General features: G+C 69.1%; 20 protein-coding genes and 1 riboswitch. Of the genes, 10 read left to right on the top strand and 10 right to left on the bottom strand.

What is annotated here, in order from left to right; genetic code table 11:
- Positions 1-40: 40 nt before the first annotated feature.
- Entirely contained in the window at positions 41-1003 is a 963-nt protein-coding gene (locus E0H92_RS21870; RefSeq protein WP_131497580.1) for an LLM class flavin-dependent oxidoreductase, read from the bottom strand.
- A 96-nt stretch (positions 1004-1099) separates the two neighbouring features.
- Between E0H92_RS21870 and E0H92_RS21865 the strand changes: the two genes are divergently transcribed.
- The 3 genes from E0H92_RS21865 to E0H92_RS21855 all read left to right on the top strand — a co-directional run bounded on the left by E0H92_RS21865 (position 1100) and on the right by E0H92_RS21855 (position 4621).
- Positions 1100-2218 (top strand): mandelate racemase/muconate lactonizing enzyme family protein, encoded by a 1119-nt coding sequence (locus E0H92_RS21865; protein ID WP_131460416.1) that lies wholly within the window; start codon positions 1100-1102, stop codon positions 2216-2218.
- Between the two features lie 11 nt (positions 2219-2229).
- Positions 2230-3183: a dihydrodipicolinate synthase family protein gene (locus E0H92_RS21860; protein ID WP_131497579.1), complete on the top strand. Its 954-nt coding sequence runs from the start codon at positions 2230-2232 to the stop codon at positions 3181-3183.
- Positions 3184-3397: 214 nt separating this feature from the next.
- The gene (locus E0H92_RS21855; protein ID WP_131497578.1) at positions 3398-4621 is read left to right on the top strand and encodes a response regulator; all 1224 of its coding nucleotides are present in this window, start codon (positions 3398-3400) and stop codon (positions 4619-4621) included.
- Between the two features lie 166 nt (positions 4622-4787).
- Here the strand turns inward: E0H92_RS21855 and E0H92_RS21850 are convergent, their stop codons facing one another.
- A complete protein-coding gene (locus E0H92_RS21850) occupies positions 4788-5846 on the bottom strand; it encodes an alcohol dehydrogenase catalytic domain-containing protein (RefSeq protein ID WP_131497577.1) in 1059 nt (352 codons plus the stop codon).
- Positions 5847-5942: 96 nt separating this feature from the next.
- Here E0H92_RS21850 and E0H92_RS21845 point away from each other — a divergent pair, with 96 nt between their 5' ends.
- Together E0H92_RS21845 and E0H92_RS21840 are read left to right on the top strand one after the other, a co-directional pair.
- Positions 5943-6311: an effector-associated constant component EACC1 gene (locus E0H92_RS21845; RefSeq protein ID WP_131497576.1), complete on the top strand. Its 369-nt coding sequence runs from the start codon at positions 5943-5945 to the stop codon at positions 6309-6311.
- Positions 6308-8197, top strand: coding sequence for a caspase, EACC1-associated type (locus E0H92_RS21840; RefSeq protein ID WP_131497575.1), 1890 nt, complete (start codon positions 6308-6310; stop codon positions 8195-8197). The genes E0H92_RS21845 and E0H92_RS21840 overlap by 4 nt, the downstream gene beginning before the upstream one ends.
- 22 nt (positions 8198-8219) lie before the next feature.
- On the opposite strand, the gene E0H92_RS21835 is transcribed toward E0H92_RS21840, so the two are convergent.
- The 5 genes from E0H92_RS21835 to E0H92_RS21815 all read right to left on the bottom strand — a co-directional run bounded on the left by E0H92_RS21835 (position 8220) and on the right by E0H92_RS21815 (position 13153).
- Positions 8220-8495, bottom strand: a complete 276-nt coding sequence (locus E0H92_RS21835; protein WP_130383007.1) for a ubiquitin-like small modifier protein 1 — start codon at positions 8493-8495, stop codon at positions 8220-8222.
- Positions 8492-9754 carry a threonine synthase gene (gene thrC, locus E0H92_RS21830; protein WP_131460420.1) on the bottom strand — a complete coding sequence of 421 codons (1263 nt, stop codon included), beginning with the start codon at positions 9752-9754 and terminating at the stop codon, positions 8492-8494. Before thrC ends, E0H92_RS21835 begins: the two co-directional genes overlap by 4 nt.
- A gap of 13 nt (positions 9755-9767) precedes the next feature.
- A riboswitch (SAM riboswitch) is annotated at positions 9768-9911 on the bottom strand.
- 65 nt (positions 9912-9976) lie between these two features.
- The gene (locus E0H92_RS21825) at positions 9977-10942 is read right to left on the bottom strand and encodes a helix-turn-helix domain-containing protein (RefSeq protein WP_131497574.1); all 966 of its coding nucleotides are present in this window, start codon (positions 10940-10942) and stop codon (positions 9977-9979) included.
- A gap of 155 nt (positions 10943-11097) precedes the next feature.
- Positions 11098-12336, bottom strand: coding sequence for a cation:proton antiporter (locus tag E0H92_RS21820; protein ID WP_131497573.1), 1239 nt, complete (start codon positions 12334-12336; stop codon positions 11098-11100).
- Between the two features lie 22 nt (positions 12337-12358).
- Positions 12359-13153, bottom strand: coding sequence for a DNA-3-methyladenine glycosylase family protein (locus E0H92_RS21815; RefSeq protein WP_238152535.1), 795 nt, complete (start codon positions 13151-13153; stop codon positions 12359-12361).
- A 515-nt stretch (positions 13154-13668) separates the two neighbouring features.
- Between E0H92_RS21815 and E0H92_RS45140 the strand changes: the two genes are divergently transcribed.
- Positions 13669-13959, top strand: coding sequence for a hypothetical protein (locus tag E0H92_RS45140; RefSeq protein ID WP_238173539.1), 291 nt, complete (start codon positions 13669-13671; stop codon positions 13957-13959).
- Here E0H92_RS45140 and otsB read toward each other — a convergent pair.
- The 3 genes from otsB to E0H92_RS21795 all read right to left on the bottom strand — a co-directional run bounded on the left by otsB (position 13925) and on the right by E0H92_RS21795 (position 15728).
- Positions 13925-14758, bottom strand: coding sequence for a trehalose-phosphatase (gene otsB / locus E0H92_RS21805; protein WP_131497570.1), 834 nt, complete (start codon positions 14756-14758; stop codon positions 13925-13927). The two genes, E0H92_RS45140 and otsB, sit on opposite strands and share 35 nt — an antisense overlap.
- Positions 14755-15336: a LytR C-terminal domain-containing protein gene (locus E0H92_RS21800; protein ID WP_238173538.1), complete on the bottom strand. Its 582-nt coding sequence runs from the start codon at positions 15334-15336 to the stop codon at positions 14755-14757. The genes otsB and E0H92_RS21800 overlap by 4 nt, the downstream gene beginning before the upstream one ends.
- A gap of 83 nt (positions 15337-15419) precedes the next feature.
- Positions 15420-15728 carry a DUF3263 domain-containing protein gene (locus E0H92_RS21795; RefSeq protein WP_130443900.1) on the bottom strand — a complete coding sequence of 103 codons (309 nt, stop codon included), beginning with the start codon at positions 15726-15728 and terminating at the stop codon, positions 15420-15422.
- Positions 15729-15877: 149 nt separating this feature from the next.
- Here E0H92_RS21795 and E0H92_RS21790 point away from each other — a divergent pair, with 149 nt between their 5' ends.
- The 4 genes from E0H92_RS21790 to E0H92_RS21775 are packed head-to-tail and all read left to right on the top strand — an operon-like array spanning position 15878 to position 21087.
- A complete protein-coding gene (locus E0H92_RS21790) occupies positions 15878-17281 on the top strand; it encodes an amidase (RefSeq protein WP_238173537.1) in 1404 nt (467 codons plus the stop codon).
- Positions 17272-18273 carry a Gfo/Idh/MocA family protein gene (locus tag E0H92_RS21785; RefSeq protein ID WP_131497567.1) on the top strand — a complete coding sequence of 334 codons (1002 nt, stop codon included), beginning with the start codon at positions 17272-17274 and terminating at the stop codon, positions 18271-18273. The genes E0H92_RS21790 and E0H92_RS21785 overlap by 10 nt, the downstream gene beginning before the upstream one ends.
- 8 nt (positions 18274-18281) lie before the next feature.
- The gene (locus tag E0H92_RS21780; protein WP_131460957.1) at positions 18282-19679 is read left to right on the top strand and encodes an alpha,alpha-trehalose-phosphate synthase (UDP-forming); all 1398 of its coding nucleotides are present in this window, start codon (positions 18282-18284) and stop codon (positions 19677-19679) included.
- Positions 19666-21087 carry an FGGY family carbohydrate kinase gene (locus E0H92_RS21775; RefSeq protein WP_131497566.1) on the top strand — a complete coding sequence of 474 codons (1422 nt, stop codon included), beginning with the start codon at positions 19666-19668 and terminating at the stop codon, positions 21085-21087. Before E0H92_RS21780 ends, E0H92_RS21775 begins: the two co-directional genes overlap by 14 nt.
- Positions 21088-21095 lie beyond the last annotated feature (8 nt).

Genomic DNA, 21095 nt, shown 5'->3' with positions numbered 1-21095 from the left:
CGGAATTTTGGTTGGCGGGTTCTCAAAGTGCGCTCGTCAGCTAGAGATTGCCGAAGGCCTCGATGGCGCGGAGGGCTTCGGATTGGGGCATGCCGGGGGGTTGGATGCGGAGGATGATGCCGTCGGCGCCCATGGACTCGTAGTGGGAGAGGCGGTCGGCGCATTCGGCCGGGGAGCCTATGACGCTGCGGGACACGATGTCGTCCCAGCCTTGGGTGTAGCGGGCTGCGTCTGTGGATGTGCGTTTCCAGCCGGTGTAGGCGTCGTACAGGTCCCGTAGCGGCCCCTCCAGGGCCTCGCGAGCGCCCTGGGAGGTGGGGGCGCAGTAGCCCTCGCGGCAGAGGATGACCTCCTGGCCCAGCGACCCGGCGCCTTGGGGATACGACAGGTACTCAGCGATCTTCCCCGGCAGATCAGCGTCGAGTTCGTTGAACGACGTGGTCCACCCGTCGCACATCCGCGCCGTACGCTCCAGCACGGCCGACACCCGCCCGCCGTTCCACAACCGCGGCCGCGGCGTCTGCACCGGGCGCGGTGACAGGTACGCGTCCTGGATCGACGTGAACTTCCCGTCGTACGTGACCTCGTCAGACGTCCACAACCGGGTGAGGATCTCAAGCCCTTCCTCGAACCGCGCGACCCGCTCCGCCTGCGTCACGCCGTACAGCGCGAACTCCTCCGGCCGGTACCCGAGCACGAACCCAGCCGTCAGCCGGCCACCCGACAGTACGTCGATGTGCGCCAGCGTCTCCGCGAGGACGACGGGGTCGTACAGCGGCGCCACGATCCCCGCCGTGGCGATCCCGATCCGGGATGTGTGCGCGGCCAGCCACGTCATCGACGTCAGGATCTCGTGGTACCCGGGCCGGTGCAGGTGCCGTTCGCCGAGCACGACCCACTCGAATCCGGCCTCCTCCGCAAGCTTCGCCTGCTCGACCGCGTCCGCCAGCTGGGGCCGCTCGTCAGGGGTGCCGTAGAGGTTGAGATACAGACCCAGCCGCATCAGAGGTGCCACCTTCCGTTGACAGGGAGCGCTTAGGGTATTTACGGTCTTGACCGTAAATGCTTTCCGCCCAGATTGCGACCCCTAGGAGCCGGTATGAGTCTTGCAGCAGAACCGGCGGGGTTCCCCGACGGGGGATCGGCCGCGCCGATCAGTGCGATCAAGACCCGCGTGGTGAGCGCGCCGTACCGCCGGCCGTTCCAGATCAGCAGCGGGGTGAGCAACGAGTTGATCAGTCTGGTCGTCGAGGTGCACACCGCGGACGGCGCCGTCGGGATCGGTGAGACCTCGCCGATGACGGCGTACACCGGTGAGACGCTGGCCGGGGTCCAGGCGGCGATCGAGGAGCACCTCGCGCCCGCGCTGGTCGGCCGCGACCCGCTCGACCGCGCGGGCGCTCACGTCACGATGGACGGCGTACTGCGCGGCCAGCAGGTCGCCAAGTCCGGACTCGACATCGCCCTGTTCGACCTGGCCGGACGGATCAGCGGCTGGCCGGTGCACGCGCTGCTCGGCGGCAGCGTCCGCGACCGCGTGCAGACGACGTGGGTGGTCGGCCTCGGGACGCTCGACGAGATGGCCGCCGAGGCCGCGGAGTACGCTGGTCGCGGGTTCATGCACCTGAAGGTCAAGGGCGGCCACGACCCGGCCAAGGACCTCGAACTGATCCGCGCCGTCCGCGCCGCGATCCCCGCCGACGCGGAGCTGTGCCTGGACGCCAACGAGGGGTACGACGCCACCACAGCTCTCCCGTACCTCGCCAAGATGAGTGCGGCCGGTCTGACCCTCCTGGAGCAGCCCCTCCCGCGCTGGGACCTGACCGGGCTCGTACGGCTGCGGGACCGCCTCGACGTCCGCGTCATGGTCGACGAGAGCATGCACTCGCTGCACGACGCTCTGGAGATCGCACGGCGCGGTGCGGCCGACGTACTGAACATCAAGATCCTCAAGGTCGGCGGGCTCCATCGCGCACTGCAGATCGCCGCGGTGGCCGAGGCCGCGGGGCTCGCGGTGAAGGTAGGGTCGATGCCGGAGCTGGGTGTCGCGACGCTGGCCGCCGTACACCTGGCCGCCGCCGTACCCGGAGCGACCGTCGCGGCGGACCTGGTGGGGCCGTTGATGGTTCACGAGGACCCGCTGGCCCCGACCGTGTTCGCCGATTGCGACGGCTGGATCGACGTACCGAAGCGGCCCGGTCTCGGGCACGACGTGTGAGAGGTCAGCTGATGCATCCACTGGTCGAACGGCTCCGCGGCACGCTGCTCCCGGCCGTCGTCACCCCGATGGACTCCGACGGCGTCGTCGCGTACGACGCCTTGTCCGCGTACGCCGTCTCGCTCACGAAGCACGCTGTCGGCGGTGTCGCGGTGTGGGCGCACACCGGGCGCGGGCTCTACCTGTCCCCAGGCGACCGCGCGAAGGTGCTCGAGACGTGGCGGTCCGCTACCGATGTACCGATCGTCGCCGGTGTCGGCGTACCGAAGTCTTCAGCGGCGGAGACGCTGGAGCAGGCGGCCGACGCGACCGTGGAGATGGCACGGGCCGCTGCCGCCGGTGGGGCCGATGCGGTGATGGTCTATCCGCTAGCAGCGCTAGGAGAGTCGCCAGACGGGCACGCACAGGCGGTCGCGCTGCACGAGCGCGTGGCGGCCGAGAGCGGGCTGCCGCTGGTCGGCTTCTACCTGCACGGCGAGGCCGGCGGGTACCCGTACTCGCCCTCGTTGATCCGGGATCTGCTCAGCCTGGATGCGATGCTCGGCGTGAAGACCGCGACGCTGGACCGCGCGATCGGGTGCCAGGACGCGATCTGGGCCGGGCGCGACAGCGGGAAGCTGCTGATCACCGGCGAGGACCGGATGTACGGGCCGTCGTTCATGTGGGGCGCGGACACGGCACTGGTCGGGATCGCGTCGGCGCAGGTCGAGCTGTCGTCCGCCGTCCTGCTGGCCTGGACGGCCGGCGACCACGCGGCGTTCCTGACCGCGTCGGACCGGCTGGACCGGTTCGCGGCGGCGACGTTCTACGCGCCGATCGAGGGTTACGTCCAGCGGATGCTCTGGGCCGCCGAATGGGAAGGCCTGGTGCCGGCCGCGGCCGCGCACGACCCGTACGGGCCGGGACTTCCCCTGGGCGAGCGTGAACTGGTCGTCCGCTGCTTGGAGCAACTGCACGGACCGTGAGGTGGCGCGCTCCCTCCTACGCTCCACCACACCTGCGCTCCCTGGACTCGCCTCAGGGGGTGGCCACAATTGTGGTCTTGACCGAAACTAGGAGAGCAAGGCCTGAACGTCAAGATCTCGGAGCCCGCTGCGCTATTCTGCGACTTGAGGGCCAGACCAGAAGTCGTCGGAGGACAGCCTTGAGGATCTGCTCAGCTCCAAGCGCGGTGGACTGATGGCGCTGGCGGTCGGGGTCGTCGGGCCCGAGGACCTGGTCCAGCGGGTGACCGTGGTCGGCGCGCCGAGCGGGACCGTGCTCGTGCCGCTGGCGTACCGGCACGAGACCGAGGCGGTCGAGCTCGTCGAGCAGGCGCAGGGCGAGGTCGACGCGTTCCTGTTCACCGGCGTCGTCCCGTACACGATCGCCACCGAGGCCGGCGTGATCGACCGGCCGGCGATGTACGTCTCGTACGACGGCGCGACGCTGCTGCGGGCCCTCGTCGAGCTGCTGCGGCTCGGCCACAACGTCACCCAGTTCTCGATCGACACGCTGCGGCGGTCCGAGGTGCTGGAGACCCTGATCGAGGCGAAGCTGCCGACCGACCAGATCCAGGTGCTGCCGTACCGGCCGGGCCTGACCTCGGACGACATCGTCGAGTTCCACCGGACCGCCCGCGAGAAGCACGACACGAAGGTCGCGATCAGCTGCCTGGGTTCGGCGTTCCACCTGATCGAGAACGAGATGCCGTCGGTCCGGCTCGCGCCGTCGCGGTACTCGATCCGCTCCACCCTGCAGGCCCTGATCCTCACCACGACCGGCCAGCACGTCGGCGACGCCCAGGTCGCGCTCGGCGTCATCGACCTCCCCGAACCGGACGACGCCCTCGCCGCCGACCTGATCACACTCGGCGGCAGCCTTGCCGCCCTCCCCGACGGCCGGCACCTCGTCGTCACCACCCGCGGGCTCCTGGAGCAGGCGACCGAACAGTTCTCCCGGATGCCCCTGCTCGACAACCTCGCGGCCCGGCACAGCACGGCGTACGTCGGTTTCGGCGTCGGCCGTACGGCGGCTGAAGCCGAGGCGCTCGCCCGTCGCGCAGTGGGCCGCGCCGCCTCGATCGGGTCCGTCGCCGGTGTCGTCTCGATGTCCGACGACGTCGAGATCGTCATCGAACCGTCCGGCGACCAGCCGCCCGGCGCCCGCGGCACCGAAAGCCTCCCGCTCCTCGCGCGACGGGTCGGCCTCAACACCCAGACCCTCGCCCGGATGCGCGAACTCACCGCCACCCTCCCCGACGGCCTCACCACCCAGGACGTCGCCGACCACCTGGCAGTCCAGCTCCGCACCGCCCGCCGAGTCCTCAAACGCCTGGAACGAGCCGGCCTCGCAGCCCCCACCGGCACCCAACAACACGGCCGCACCGGCCGCCCACCCACGGTCTACCTGATCAGACTCTAAGAGGCCAGCATGCGGCAAACGGACACGCCTACGGCGCGGCTGCCTTTGCCGGCTTCGCCGGGGCCGCGGCGGGATGTCGAGCGCACGTCCTCGGGTGAGAGCCCGCGTTGCGGGGGCGTTGAACAGGCTATTTGCTGTTCAACGCCCCGTTTTCGTGGGTGTTGGGCTACGGGTTGATGACTGTGACGCCGGTGGGGGAGGTGGTGGAGAGGGCTGCCAGGGCTGCGGGGGTTTCGTCGAGGGTGATGGTTCGGGTGATGAGTTGCTGGGGGTTTAGGTTGCCGTTGGCAACTTGGGCGAGCATGTCGGGGTAGGCGTGGGCGGGCATGCCGTGGCTGCCCAGCCATTGGAGTTCCTGACCGATGAGGCGGCTGACGTCGAGGTTGACGCCGGAGGGGAGCAGGCCGACCTGGACATGACGTCCGCGCGGGCGGAGTGCCTGCAGTGCCTGCTGCACGACGTCATCGGAGCCCAGCGCATCGATGGTCACGTGCGCACCACCCAGCGCGCCGATCTGCTCGACAGTCCCGGCGGCGCGGGACCCGGCGTGGGATTCGGCGGCTGGGGCTGTGGGCGGTGCCTGGATTGTGTGTGCGGCGCCGTACTCGCGGGCCAGTGCTAGGGCGTCCGGGTTGGTGTCGATCGCGATGACCTCGGCGCCGAGCGACGACGCGATCATGACCGCCGACAGCCCCACGCCACCGCACCCGAAGACGACCACGCGTTCACCCGCGACGACCTGCCCCACCTGGTGAACGGCGCGGAACGACGTCGCGAAACGGCATCCCAGACCCGCAGCGGTCGCGAAGTCCATGTCGTCGGGCAGCCGCACCAGGTTCACCTCGGCGTACGGCACAGCGACGTACTCGGCGAACGAACCCCAGTAGTTGAACCCGGGCTGCAACTGGTTCGGACAGACCTGCTGGTCACCGGCAAGGCACTGCGCACAAGCACCACACGCACAGATGAACGGCGTCGTGACCCGATCCCCGACGGCCCACCCGGAGACCCCGCTCCCGACCGCGGCGATCGTCCCCGCGAGCTCATGCCCCGGCACATGCGGCAGCACGATGTCGGAGTCATGCCCCATCCACCCATGCCAGTCGCTCCGACACAGCCCGGTCGCCTCAACCCGCAGTACGACCGAACCAGCATCAACCGAAGGCTCCGGAACCTCACGAACCTCAGGCAGTACGCCGTACTCCGACACCACGACCGCTCGCATCATCGCAGCTTAGCCAGCCGATGCAGAGCTCGTTGCCGGTCGGCGTACGCCACGCTGAGTGACCCGTTCGAACCTGTCCGCTCGTAGGATTCGATTGTGTCCACAGCTGAAAGTCCTGCAGACATTGCCATCAGTGTGTCGGAGGCACCCGACGCCGACGCCGAGATCCGGTCGTTGTTCCGTTGGCTGCAGCGTGAAGAGGACGTACCGAGACCGACGTTCACGCAGTCGGCGCCCGGCCCCGAAGACATGGGCGGGGTGAGCGACGTGCTGGTGGTGGCACTGGGTTCCGGTGGCGTCGGTGCTGCGCTAGCGGCCTCGCTGAGCATCTGGGTCCGGCAGCGCACGTCCGATCTGAAGCTCACCTTTCGCGGGCAGAAGGGAACCGTCGAGCTGGACGGGAAACGGATCAAGGATCCGATCGCGCTGATCGCGGCGATCCGGGAGGCTGTGGGAGAGCTGTGACGATCACGCCGGATCCCGCCCAGAGCTGGGCCTGCCTCGTCGGGGTGAGCACCTATCCGAAGGACGACGGCCTCGACGATCTCCCCGCGGTCCGGAACAACATCGACGCGCTCCGTGAGATCCTCACCGATCCACTCGGCACCGGTCTGCCCGACGAGCACTGCGTGATCATCGAGAATCCTGCGAACGTCCAAGAGCTGGCACTCCAGGTGGAGGACGTCGCCCGCAAGGCAACGGACATGTTCCTGCTCTATTTCGCCGGACATGGGCTCATCGATCCGAACGTCGACGGCCGCCTGTACCTGGCCACCTCACATGCCCTACAGGACAGGCCGCACTTCACCTCGCTCGCCTACGACGACGTACGCCGGGCCATGCTGTCGTCCGTCGCCCGCAACAAGGTCGTGGTGCTGGACTGCTGTTTCAGCGGGCTGGCCCACGGAACGATGGCCGGGAATGCTGCGCAGGTTGCGGGCCAACTGGACATCCGGGGCAGCTGCGTGCTGACCGCCACGAAGAGCAACCAGCTGGCGAAGGCGCCGACCGAGGCCGTGTTCACCGCGTTCACCGGCCAACTTGTCGATGTCCTCAGAAGCGGTGTGACGGGTGGCCCCGAACTGATCGACGTCACGATGCTGCACGAGCAACTGCTGTACCGCTTGCGCAGCGCCGGCCTGCCGGAGCCGAGGATCAGCGGCACCGACACCATCGGCCGGCTTTCGCTGGCGATCAATGCGTCTTGGCGACCGGCCGATGCCGCGAAGGACCCGATCAACTTCGCCGATACCAACGAGGTGTACCGGATCGGCGCTCACCTGGAGCGAAAAGACGACACAGCCATGGCGGAGCGCGTCTATCGACGGGCGCTGGCGGCCGGCAACCTCGACGCGATGCTCATGCTGGGCAGGCTCAACGAGGAACGGGGCAACGGCGTGCGGGCCGAGCGTTGGTACCGCGAGTCGGCCGGACGGGCGCAGCCCAAGGGGATGGGCCAGCTCGGTAGGTTCTTCTACATTCAGGGAGCGTTCGACGAAGCCGAGTTGTGGTTCCGAAAGGCGGCTGAGGCCGGTGAATTGCATGTGGCCGAGCTACTGGGCGACCTCCTGACGAGACGCGGCGCCACCGACGAGGCCCAGCACTGGTATCGCACCGCCATCCGCGGCGGACGGACGCGCGGCATGATCGGGCTCGGCACGTTGCTCGAGCAGCAGGGCGACCTGGAAGCCGCCATCGCGTGGTACGGACGGGCAGCGGACGCCGGTGACCCGGAAGGCTGGACCTGCTTGGGGCTGTTGGCTGCTTCCGATGAAGGCCTGCAGGAGGAGGCCGAAGGCTGGCTCGGCAAGGCAGTTGCTGCGGGGGAGCCCAGGGCCTTGGTCGACCGCGGCATCCGGCACCTGGGGCGGAACGAGCAGGCAGCGGCAGTCCGGTGCTTCCGCGCAGCCGCGGAAGCAGGCAGCAACGATGGGATGGTGCGCCTCGGGCAACAACTCAACGAGGCCGGCGACACGGCGGAGGTACTGGGCGAGGCGATGCACTGGTTCCAGCGGGCTGCCAAGAACGGCGAGGGACAAGCCATGGTCGAACTGGGCAAGATGTACCAGCGGTTCGGCGACGACTCGACGGCCGAGGACTGGTACCGAAGAGGTCTCCGGGTGAACGTGGCGATCGGTATGCCCCCACTGCTCAAACTGCTCGTTGGCCGAGGCGACCGGAACGAGGCGGAGCGAGTATGTCGTACCTACGCCGAAGCCGGCGACATCGTGGGTATGGCCGCGCTGGCGATCTTCCTCGAGAGCCAAGGCCAGGAGGCAGAAGCCAAGCGCTGGCAGGCCCGCGCGGAAGCAGCCTCACCGAGGCCGGGCCCAGCGCCGTCAGGCTCCTGACGGCGCTCCAGAGACCTTGCGATCAGCCGCCGGCCACCGCGGGGATGATCGAGACCTGGCCGCCGTCTTTGATCGTGGTCTGCAGGCCGTCGGCGAAGCGTACGTCGTCGTCGTCGACGTACACGTTCACGAACCGGCGCAGCTCGCCCGAGTCGTCCAGGACGCGGCCCTTGATCCCCGGGTACGACGCGTCGAGGGAGTCGAGCACCTCGGTCAGGGTCGCGCCCTCGGCGGACACCTCGGACACGCCCTGGGTGTAGGGCCGCAGGATGGTCGGGACGCGAACGCTCACACTCACTGCAGGCCTGCCTTCACGAAGGCGTCGTACGACGCGGGGATGGTCACCTTGGGGCCGACCCGGTCGGCCACGGCGTCGAGCGTCTTCAGCCCGTCGCCGGAGTTGATGATGACGGTCTCGGCCTCGGGGTCGAGCTGCCCGGTCGCGATCAGCTTCTTCAGCGTCGCGACGGTCACCCCGCCCGCGGTCTCGGCGAAGATGCCCTCGGTCCGGGCCAGCAACTGGATGCCCTCGACGACCTCTTCGTCGCTGACGTCCTCGATCGCGCCACCGGTCCGGCGGGCGACGTCCAGCACGTACGGACCGTCGGCCGGGTTGCCGATCGCCAGCGACTTCGCGATCGTGTCCGGCTTCACCGGCTTGACCACGTCGTGGCCGTCGCGGAACGCCTGCGCGACGGGCGAGCAGCCGGTCGCCTGGGCGCCGTAGATCTTGTAGTCGGTGGCGTCGACGAGACCGAGTTTGCCGAGCTCGGTGAAGCCCTTGTCGATCTTGGTCAGCTGCGAACCGGACGCGACCGGGATCACGACCTGCTGCGGGATCCGCCAGCCGAGCTGTTCGGCGATCTCGAAGGCGAGGGTCTTGGAGCCTTCGGAGTAGTACGGGCGGACGTTCACGTTCACGAACGCCCAGCCCTCCTCCTCACCGGCGATCTCGGAGGCGAGCTTGTTCACGTCGTCGTAGTTGCCGTCGACCGCGACCAGTGTTCCGCCGTACACCGCGGTGGTGATGATCTTCGGCCGTTCCAGGTCCTTGGGGATGAAGACGACCGAGCGGATGCCGGCCCGGGCCGCGGCCGCGGCGACCGCGTTCGCCAGGTTGCCGGTGGAGGGGCACGCGAAGACCTTCATGCCCAGCTCGCGGGTGGCGCTCAACGCGCTCGCGACCACTCGGTCCTTGAACGAGTGCGTCGGGTTGCCGGAGTCGTCCTTCACCCAGAGCTTCTTGAGCCCGAGCTCACGGGCCAGGTTCTGCGCGTCGACGAGCCGGGTGTAACCGGGCTCGGTGTTCGGGAAGCTGGCCACGTCCACGGGGACGGGCAGCAGCGGCTGGTACCGCCAGATGTTCTTGGGTCCGGCCTCGATCTGCTCACGGGTGATGGTCGGGTACTCGTACCCGACCTCGAGCGGACCGAAGCACTCCATACAGGCGTAGAACGGGCCGAGCGGCGACTTCGCCCCACAGGCGCGACAGCTCAGGTGCGTACCGTTGCCGAAGGCACCTTCACGGATCGTGTGGGTGGCGGCGGTCAGGCTCATGAGTGAGGTTCCCCTCTCATCTTCCCCGCGAACACCGGATCTCGGCGGCGGGACGGATGTGGCACCGTTCCACCGCGAGGCGCCCCGGGCGGGGGCTCGACGGGGAGGGTTGCCGGGACTTCAACGGGCCGTTTCCCTCAGTCCCTCTGGATGAGCTCCCCCGAGATTACCCAATCGGGTCCATATTGTGTCTTGTGATCCCATCATTCGAGACAGGCGATCTCAGCCTCGCTGCCGCTCCCGGAAGGTCCGGCGATACGCCGAGGGCGACGTGTGCAACTGCTTGCCGAAGTGGTGCCGCAGGGTGACCGGCGTGGCGAAACCGGCCGCCAGCGCGATCTCCTCCACCGGCGCGTCCCCGCTCTCCAGCATCGTCAGCGCCGCCTGCACGCGCTGCGCGATCAGCCACTTGCCCGGCGTCGTCCCGGTCGCCTTGGCGAAGTGCCGCAGGTAGGTCCGCGGCGACAACCCGGCCTGCCGGGCCAGATCGGGTACGCCGATGGGCTCGGCGAGATGCTCCAGCGCCCAGCCGAGACTGCGGGCGACCGAGGCGTCATCGGGATCCGGCGGGACCGGCGATTCGATGTACTGCGCCTGCCCACCGGCCCGGTACGGCTGGATCACCAGCCTGCGCGCGACCGCGTTCGCCACCGCGGCACCGTGATCCTTGCGGACCAGGTGCATCGCCAGATCCAGCCCGGCCGCGCAGCCGGCGCTCGTCAGCACATCCCCCTCGTCGGTGTACAGCGGCTCCGGATCCACGAGGACCGCCGGAAAACGCTCGCGCAGGAGGTCGGCGTACCGCCAATGCGTGGTCGCGCGGCGGTGATCGAGGAGACCGGCGGCCGCGAGCGCGAACGCACCGGAGCAGATCGACACGATCCGGGCGCCGCGTGTGTGCGCGTGCCGGAGCGCCTCGATCAGACCGGGAGAGGTCTCGGCCCACGGATCCGCGACGCTCGGTACGACGACCGTGTCGGCGGCGGCGAACTCGTCGAGACCGTGTGGGCTGCTGAGCGTCGCACCGCCGATCACCCGGATCGGGTCGGGCGTCTCGGTGCAGACCTTCAGCTCGTACCAGGGCTGGTCGATGTCCGGCCAGACCAGGCCGAACACCTCGATGACGATGCCCGCCTCGAAGGCGGTCATACCGTCGTACGCGAGCACCGAAACCGTGGGCTGAGCCATGTCAAAATCTTAGCGATAGTCGTCGTTCACGCCACTTCTGCAGCGGCGTGCAGGCTCGGACGATGGACGCATGATCGAGAAGCTGAAGGAGTTCGCCGCCGGAATCCACGCCGCCTCCGCGATCCGCCACGGTGTCGAGCCGCCGGCCGCCGCGCTCAGGAACGCCGGTCCTCGAGCATCCGCATCAGCGGCGTCGCGGCAACGCCGTGCACAACCACACTCAGTACGACGGTGAACCCGACAGTCGCCCACAACCAGGGAAGGTCCGTGCGGAAGTCGGCGCCGGCGTACGCGAGATAGAACACCGACCCGACCCCGCGGACCCCGAACGCGGCCGTCACCCAGCGCTCGGAGCGGCGCATCGGGGTTCGGGCCAATGAGACCCACGCCGTCACCGGACGAATCACCAGCACCAGTAGCGATCCGAGCGCGGCGCCGGCCCAGGTCAACGGCGCGAGCAGACCGGCCGTGATCGCCACCCCGAGCAGCAGCAGGATCCCCCAGGTCAGGATGTGCTCGAGCTGCTCGACGAACCCGTGCAGCTCCGCATGGAAATCGTGACTTCGCTCGACCGCGCGCAGTGTCAGCGCCGCGACGAACACCGCGATGAATCCGTAGCCGTGCAGTACCTGCGCCAAACCGTAGACGCCGAGCGTCATCGCAAGCGCCAGTACGGGCTCGCGCGCGTCAGCCAGCCGGAACGTACGGGACGGCGCGTCGAACGTCATCTTCCCGAGCAACCAGCCCACGCCGACGCCGACGGCAACACCGATCACGGTCCGGCCGACCAGGTCCCAGGCGAACCACTCGAACGCCCAGCCGCCCACCGCGCCCTTGGTGGCCGCGAACACCGCGGCGTACACGAACGGGAAGGCCAGGCCGTCGTTCAGACCGGCCTCCGAGGTGAGTGCGAAACGAACCTCGTCGTCTTCCTCGGCCTCGGCGCCCTCACCGGTCGTCGGCCCTTGGACCTGGACGTCCGAGGCCAGCACCGGATCAGTCGGGGCCAGGACCGCACCCAGCAGCAGAGCGGTCGCAGGAGCCAGCCCGAGCAGCCATCCGGCGCCGGCGATCGCGGCGATACAGGCCGGCATCGCGACCAGCAGGAGACGCCACGTCACCATCCATCGGCGCCATCCGATCGGCCGGTCGATCGCCAGCCCGACACCCATCAACGCGACCAGGATCGTCAGCTCGGCCAAGTGCTTCGTGAGGCCGGGTTCGGCGATCGGGCTCAACCGGTGGTGGTCGACCGCGAACCCCAGCAGCAGACCAGCTCCGAGGAACGCGATCGGCGCGGAGACGGCGTACCGGCGGAGCAGCCGCGGCAGGACGGCACCGAGCAGCAGCGCCAGGCCTGCCACGAGATACAGGCCGTCCCCGTTGATTGTCATGGTGGTGGACCAGTGCCCAGGGCTACCTCAAGCGATGCGTTGCGCCCGGGGTGTGGGTGGGGAGGGACTTGCGGGGGCCGAAGCGGGGGTGGCCGACACCGGCCAGCTCGATCAGGCGCTGGACGCGGAAGCGGTGGCCGCGGTACGGCTCGATGAGTTCGGCGCAGCCGTCGTCGTCCAGTTCCTCGCCGATCAGCGCGTACGACACGTTCCGCGACACGTGGTAGTCCGCGAACGAGAACGCGTCCGCGTCCCCGTGCGCCCGCTGCCGTACCTCGGCCGCCGTCCACACCCCGACTCCGGGCAGCGACCGCAGCCGCCGTTCGACCTCGGCGCCGTCGGTCAGCTCGAGTGTTCGCTCCAGGGCGCGAGCCCGCGTCGCCGCCGTGACGACCACCCGCGATCGCCGCCCCTCGACACCTGCCCGGAGCCACTGCCACGACGGGATCTGCCGCCATTCCTCGGGCGACGGCGGCACCATCATGACCCGGTTGCCCTGCTGATGAGGCCCCGGCGCAGGTTCGCCGTACTCACGCAGCAGCAGCCGCCACGCCCGGAACGCCTCCTTGCCGGTCACCACCTGCTCGATCCCGGCCGCCGCCATCGCCTCGAACACCGCCCGCGTCCGCGGCACACGCACATGCGGGAACCGCCGCGCCGCATCCACCAGCACCCGATGCTCCGGCAACGGCTCGAACCCGTCCCAGCTGTCCCGCTCCCCCAGCAGTTCCGGCACCCCGTCGAGCGCCCATTCCGCCCCCGGCCCCCAAGCCTCCGCCTCGACAAACCCGGCGTACGGCGTCAACCGCAACAACACCGCCCCGTCCGGAGTCCGCGTAGCCCGCCACACAGTCCGCCGCCCCGCATCAAACACATACGCCGGATCCCCCGGCCCCTTCCGCAACCCCCCAATCACCGAATGCGGATCCACCACCCGCCCAGCCCGCCAAACCCGCACCACCGAACTCACGCCCCAAGTCTTACCCACCCCACCGACAGTTCGACAGGACGTATATGGGTACGCATACCCGTCGGCCCGCCTGGGCGAGCGGGCAACACACCGTCCGAGCCGGATACCTCCTGTCGAGCTGCACATGAAATGTCCCGATGTCCTAAGAATTGAGACATTAGGACATTGGTTCGATACTGAGCGGTATGACCGCCTGGCAGTGGGTGAAGTTGGTGGGGAACTTTCTTAATCTGACTACGGTTGCTGGTCTGTTCGTGGGGGTGTTGGGGCGGGCGAAGTTCAGTCGGGGGCCTCGGGGGTTGTTTTTTGCCAATGGGTACAAGCTTGGGTTTCCGGTGGCGGGGGCGTTCACGATCGGGAATGTGGTGCTGAGCAAGCATGAGCGGTCGTACTTCGACAACCCGGCGCTGGTGCGGCACGAGGAGCGGCATTCGTGGCAGTACTTCTGTCTGATCGGGTTGCCGATGCTCCCGCTGTACGTCGTGGCCGTGGTGGTCTCGTTCCTGCTCACCGGTGATCCGGCGTCGCGGAACCCGTTCGAGCGGCTCGCGGACCTGAAGGAAGGCGGGTACGTCGAGCGGCCGATCCAGCCGATCAACAAGACCGTGACGCAGGCGTTCAGCGTGCTGAAATCGCGTCCGAAAGGGCCGTGAGGACGGTCACCACGCCGCTCGGGTCGTCGACGACGATGTCCGCGGCCTCGATCAGCTCGGTCGCGTTCGAGGAGCGGGTGGCGAGCAGTACGCCGCGCAGTCCGGTGTCACGCTGCGCCTGGATCGCCCGGTACGCCGCCAGGTCGCCCAGGTCGTCACCGGCGTACAGGATCGACCGCGCGCCCGTCGACTCGATCAGCCGGCGCAGCGCGACGCCCTTGTCGATACCGGGCGGCCGCAGCTCGAGTACGAGGTTGCCCGGCTCCAACCGCAGCCCGGTCTCCTGAGCCAGCGTGGTCAAGGGGGCCCGCAGTAGTTCCAGCGCCCCGGCCGGATCGTCCAGCCGACGGGTGTGCACCGCCAGCGAGCTGTCCTTGTCCTCCACGAACGCATCCGGTACGCCGACCTCGCGCAGCAGCCCCGGCAACCGGTCCCGAGCCGTCGCGACACCCTCCGGCACCGGCTCGCTCGTCACCTTGCCTGTGGCGGCGTCCCAGCGCTCCAGCCCGTAGTGCCCGAGTACGACGAGACTCCCGAGCCCCGGGTGTCCGCTCACCCCGGACAGCTCGGTGGCGACCAAGGCGGGTCGTCCGGTGACGATCGCGACCTGGTTCACGGTGCGGGCGAGCCGGGCCAGCGCGTCCAGGGCGCCTTCGACCGGACGGGACCGCGCCGGGTCCTCGACGAGCGGCGAGAGGACGCCGTCGAAGTCGGACGAGATCACCGCGGTCGACGGGTCGGAGACGATGGCTTCCCAGCCTTCTCGCCCCGCATCGGTCTGGATGACCGGAGTGCTCATCCGCTGTAGTCCGAGGTCAGGATCACGGTCAGGCGATCCTTCTTCATGTTGTCCAAAGCGCCCTTGGTACGGCCGATGCCGAGGTCGTGGGCGAGCTGGTTGGCGGCGTCGAGCATGCCCGGCGGGTAGTAGACCGTACTCTCCGCGACCTTGCCGTGCCAGTTGTCCGGCGACCCGGACACGGTCCAGCCGGCCTGCCGGGCGCGGCTCGCGACAGTGTCGGCGAGGCCCTTGCGCGGGGTGTTGTTGTAGACCTCGATCGCCGGGCGTTCCTCGGCCGGGATCGTCACCGGCTGCGTCGGCTTCGGCGGCTGGGTGGTTTGCGTCGGCTGCGTGGTCTCGGTCGGCGCGGTCGACGGCGGCTTGGTGCTCGCCGGAGGAGGCGGCGGTGCGCTGGTCTCCTCGGTCGTCGGCTTCGTCGACGGTTTCGGCACACTCGCCCCGACGGTCGACGGGCCCGAGGAGGGCTTCGCCGACGGCTTCGGCGAGGCGCCGGCCGGCTCGTCGGCCTTGCTCTCGTCTCCCCGCGTCCCGAACAGCACCAGCAGTCCGGCCACGATCGCCACCACGGCAGCCACGGCAACGAGCGAAGACAACACCTGCCCCTGCTCACCCCGCGGACGTGGGGCAGCGAGGCACGCCCTGAGGCGGCGGGACATGGTCAGACCTCGATGCCCAGTCGGCGAGCGGAGCGGGCGCGCTGGCGGGCCGCGCGGAGGCGGCGCAGGCGCTTGACCAGCAGCGGGTCGTGCGCGAGGGCCTCGGGGCGGTCGATGAGCGCGTTCAGGACCTGGTAGTACCGGGTCGCCGACATCTGGAACTGGTCCCGGATCGCCTGTTCCTTGGCGCCGGCGTACTTCCACCAGTGCCGCTCGAAGGCGAGGATCTGGCCGTCCCTCTCAGAGAGTCCAGCAACGGCCGGCGGCGCAGCTTCGGCGGGGCCGGAAGAGCTGGCGTTGGCGCTGTCCATGTGCAGCTGACTCCTGTGCGGTCGGTGATCGTCCGTCCGCCAGCCACTCTACGTGCTGAACAACAGCGATGTCATTCACCGCTCGGCCGACACGAAGCGTGTCGCTGACAAGACAACCGGACGCACTCAACTCTGGCAGGATCGTTGGAGTGAGCTCAACTCTGTCCAGCGTGGCGCTGGTCGAGGAGTTGCAGGGGCGGATTCGTGAGGTCGACGCACTCGTCAACGCCGTCTGCACACCCAACCCCGCCGCGCTCACCGAAGCTGCCCGACTCGACACCGAGCGTGACGAAGGGCGGGTGCGCGGGCCGCTGCACGGCGTACCGGTGCTGGTCAAGGACAACGTCGACACCGCCGACCTCCCGACTACGGCCGGCTCGCTGGCGCTGGCCGACCAGCCACCGCCGCCGGAAGACGCCGCACTGGTACGGCGGCTGCGCGCGGCGGGCTGTGTTGTCCTGGGGAAGACCAATCTGAGCGAGTGGGCGAACTTCCGCGGCTCGGCGTCCTCGTCCGGCTGGAGCGCGTACGGCGGCCTCACTCGCAACCCGTACGCGCTGAACCGCTCGGCCGGCGGCTCCTCGTCCGGCTCCGGCGCCGCGGTCGCGGCGGGACTGGCGGACTACGCGATCGGGACCGAAACCAACGGCTCAATCGTTTGCCCAGCCGCCTTGAACGGTGTGGTCGGCCTGAAGCCCACGGTCGGGCTCGTCCCACAGCAGGGCATCGTCCCGATCTCACACTCGCAGGACACCGCCGGCCCGATGACCAGGACCGTCAAGCAGGCCGCTGCGCTCCTGACCGTCCTCACCGGCGGCCAGACGGACTACACCGAGGCCTGCCGCGGCACGGACCTCAGCAACGTGCGCATCGGCGTACCGCGCGGTCCTCTCTGGGGCTACTCGACCGGCCTGGACCAGGTCACCGAGAGAGCGCTTGAGCTCCTCAGCCAGTGCGGGGCCACGCTGGTCGACCACCTGTCGTTGCCGACACCAGGTGGCGACGAGGACCAGCTACAGGTCCTCTCGCACGAGCTGAAGGTCGACATGGCGGCGTACCTCGCTACCCGTGCACCCGGCGGCCCGCGGACGCTGGACGACCTCATCGAGTTCAACAAGAAGCATGCGGACCAGGAGCTGCAGTGGTTCGGCCAGGAGCTGTTCGAACGTGCCGCTGCCACAGAAGGCCTCAGCTCCCCCGCGTACGTCGCCGCACGCCTCACCGCGCTGCGCGCCGGCCGCGACGGGATCGACAACCTGCTCCGCGACAACCAGCTCGACGCGCTGGTGTCCCCGGCGTACTCACCGGCCTGGGCGATCGACCTGGTGAACGGCGATCACGTACTCGGCAGCTCGTCGTCACACGCGGCTCTGGCCGGCTATCCGCTGCTGTCCGTCCCGACCGGAGTGGTCTCCGGACTGCCGGTCGGGCTCACGATCAGCGGTACGGCGCGAAGTGAGGTCACGCTCATTCGCTTGGCGCACGCGTTCGAAACCGCGAGAATCGTTGCGGACGGACCGTTCCCGACCCCGGAGTTCAGACAGTGGGTATAGATCGCGTCAGGTGGGGAATTGTTGCGACCGGCAACATTTCGACCCAGTTCACGCACGATCTCGGGCTGCTCCCGGACGACGCCGTGGTGACCGCGGTCGCGTCCCGTTCCCAGGACAGCGCCCAGAAGTTCGCCGCCGAGTTCGGCATCCCGCATGCGTACGACGACTACCGCCGGCTGATCGACTCCGGCGAGGTCGACGTGATCTACATCGGTACGCCGCATCCGCAGCACTACGCCATCGCCCGTACGGCGTTGCAGGCCGGCGTCGCCGTACTGTGCGAGAAGCCCGTCACCCTCACCGCGCGACAGGCCCGGGATCTGATCGCGGTCGCCACGGAGAACAACACGCTGTTCGCCGAGGCGATGTGGATGCGCACCAACCCGGTGATCCAGGCGCTCTTCAAGGACCTGGCGAGCGGCTCGATCGGCGAACCGCAGCAGGTCGTCGCGGACTTCGCGTTCCACAAACCTTCACTGCCAGTTCGCCTGCTCGACCCGGCGCTCGGGGGAGGCTCGCTGATGGACGGCGGCATCTACCCGATGACGTTCGCCTACCTGGCACTGGGACGGCCACAAGAGCTCAAAGCTGTCGGTTCGCTCAACGAGGACGGCGTGGACCTGAACGTCGCGATGGCCTGGCGGTACGAGTCCGGCGCGGTCGCCGCGCTGACCTGCGGCCTGCGGTCGCAGAACCCGTGGGTCGCGTCGATCAGCGGCCCTGACGGCAATCTGCAGCTGCCGCACCGTTTCCACCACCCCGAGTACTACGTGCGCACGACCGCTTCCGGAGCGGAGCGGATCGACGTCCCCACGCATGGCCGTGGGTACCACTATGAGGCGGCAGAAGTGATGCGTGCATTGCGCCAGGGACTGATCGAGGTTCCGGCTCTTCCCCACGCCGGCACGCTCGAGATTCTCGAACTGCTCGACGAGACCCGGAGCCAGATCGGGGTGCGCTACCCCGGTGACGACGACGACCTGAGTGGATGACGCTGAACATGCCGAACGGTAGGAGTTCCTTCGTAGTGGTGGCCAACCGGCTGCCGGTCGACCGGATCGAGATGCCCGACGGCAGTACGGCGTGGCGCCGCAGTCCAGGCGGACTCGTCACGGCGCTGGCGCCGGTGATGCAGGGACACCACGGGGCCTGGATCGGCTGGACCGGCAGCCCGGACGAGAAGGTCGATCCCTTCGACAACGACGGGATGCACCTGGTCCCGGTGATGCTGTCGGCCGAGGACGTCCAGCTGTACTACGAGGGCTTCTCCAACGCGACGCTCTGGCCGCTGTACCACGACGTGATCGTGGCGCCGGAGTTCCATCGCGAGTGGTGGGAGTCGTACGTCGCGGTGAACCGGCGGTTCGCGGAGGCCGCCGCGGAGGCCGCGGACGACAACGCGGACGTGTGGGTGCACGACTACCAGCTCCAACTCGTTCCCGCGATGCTCCGCCGGCTGCGTCCCGACGTACGGATCGGCTTCTTCCTGCACATCCCGTTCCCGCCGACCGAACTGTTCGCGCAGATGCCGTGGCGGCGGCAGATCCTGGACGGGCTGATGGGCGCGGACCTGGTCGGTTTCCAGCGGCCCGGTGCGGCGTCGAACTTCGCCCGGCTGGCCCGCAACCGGATGGGCCTGCGGACCCGCGGCGACCGGATCCACCTGCCGGACGACCGGATCGTCCGAGCGAAGGCGTTCCCGATCTCGATCGACGTCAACGAGCTGGAGAGCCTCGCCCGGCAGCCCGAGACGACGGCGCGCGCGGCCGAGATGCGCGAGGAGGTCGGTAACCCGTCGCACATCCTGCTCGGCGTCGACCGGCTCGACTACACCAAGGGCATCCGGCAACGGTTGCGGGCGTTCGGCGAGCTGCTGGACGAGAAGCGGATCTCGGTCGACGACGCGGTGTTCATCCAGGTCGCGACGCCGTCCCGGGAGCGCGTCGAGCAGTACCGGGTGCTGCGCGACGAGATCGAGCTGCTGGTCGGGCGGATCAACGGCGAGCACGGCCGGATCGGTACGCCCGCGATCAACTACCTGCACACGACGTACTCCCGGACCGAGATGGCCGCGCTGCTCCGGGCCGCGGACGTCGCGGTCGTGACACCGCTGCGGGACGGCATGAACCTGGTCGCCAAGGAGTACGTGTCGACGCGGTACGACGACACCGGCGCGCTGGTGCTGAGCGAGTTCGCGGGCGCCGCGGACGAGTTCCGGCAGGCGTTCCTGGTGAACCCGCACGACATCAACGGGATGAAGGACACGATCGTCGACGCGATGAACACCGACGACCGGCAGCTCGGCCGGCGGATGAAGGCGATGCGCAAGCACCTCGCCGCGCACGACGTGAATCTCTGGGCCCAGACCTTCCTGAAGGCGTTGCATGACGAGGACTGACGAGCACGTGCTCGCGCTCGACCTCGGTACGTCGTCGGCGCGGGCGCTCGTCCTCTCCGCCGAGGACGCGGCACCGATCCCCGGCGCACTCGCGCGGCACAAGATCTCCCCGGCGTACGGCCATGACGGCTCCGCCACGCTCGACCTGCACGAGTACGTCGAGGGTCTGCTCGGGTGCCTGGACGAGCTCGAGCAGAACGGTCATCTGGACGGTATCGGCGCGATCGTGCTGTCCTCGCAATGGCACTCGATTGTTGCCCTCGACAACAAGGGTGCCGCACGGACGCCGGTGATCACCTGGGCCGACACCCGCTCGATCGACCTCGGGCTCGGTCCGTCGTTCGACGAGCAGGCGTTCCACGCGCGCACCGGCACCTGGCTGCACCGGCTGTACTGGACCCGCCGGATCCCGTGGCTGCTCTCGGACGATTCCCCGGCCGCCTTCGCCGGCCTGCCTGACCTGGTGCTCGAGCGACTGACCGGCGAACGCGTCACGTCCGTCTCGGTCGCGTCCGGGACCGGCACGCTGGACCTCGCGATCGGTGCGTACGACGCCGAGGCGCTGGAGATCGCGGGCGTCACCGCGGACCTGTTGCCGCCGATCGTGCCGACCGGTTGGACGGGCACCTTGTCCAAGGAGTACGAACGCCGCTGGCCCGGGCTGGTCGGCGTCCCCGTGCATCCGCCGACCGGTGACGGCGCCGCGTCCAACGTCGGGACCGGCGGGTACGACGCCGGCGTCGCAGCGGTGACCGTCGGTACGTCGGCCGCCGTACGCGTCGTGCACCCGATCGAGGACGCGCCTGAGCTGCCGTGGGAGCTGTGGCGGTACCGGGTCGACGACAAGCGGGCCGTGAGCGGTATGGCGTTCTCGGCCGCCGGGAACCTGCACGCCTGGCTGACCGGAGTACTGCGGCTGGAGTCCGACGAACCGACCGACGTCGAGATCGGGGCGTCCCACGCGATCGCGATCCCGTTCATGGCCGGCACCCGGCCTCCCGCGGTGGTGCCCGGCGGATCCGGCGTGTACTTCGGCTTGTCGTTCGACGACAACCCCGCCGACCTGCTCGCAGCCGCCCTGCAGGGCGCGTCCCTGGAAATCGACCGGGGCCTCCGTCAGCTCGACGCGCTGTTCGACCGGCAGTTGGATGTCGTGCTGGGCGGCGGTGGGATCGACGCATCCGAATGGTGGCGCCGCTGCCTGACCGCGACCTTCGCCCGCCCGACCACCGTCTGCGCAGAACCCGAAGTAGGCGCCCGCGGCGCGGCAGCGATCGCCCTGGGCCTCTCCCCGGAACCAGGCGGCGAACACCTGGCCCCCGTCCCCGACGAGGTGTCCCGCGTCGCCGACCTCCGCCTCCGCTACGAGCCCCTCCGAGAACTCGCCGTACAGGCCTCGGCTCTCTAGTACTGCGG

Source organism: Kribbella speibonae (genome assembly GCF_004331375.1).
GTDB classification, from domain to species: domain Bacteria; phylum Actinomycetota; class Actinomycetes; order Propionibacteriales; family Kribbellaceae; genus Kribbella; species Kribbella sindirgiensis.
The sequence above is the reverse complement of the archived record's forward strand: the minus strand, read 5'-3'. Positions and strand labels throughout refer to the sequence as shown.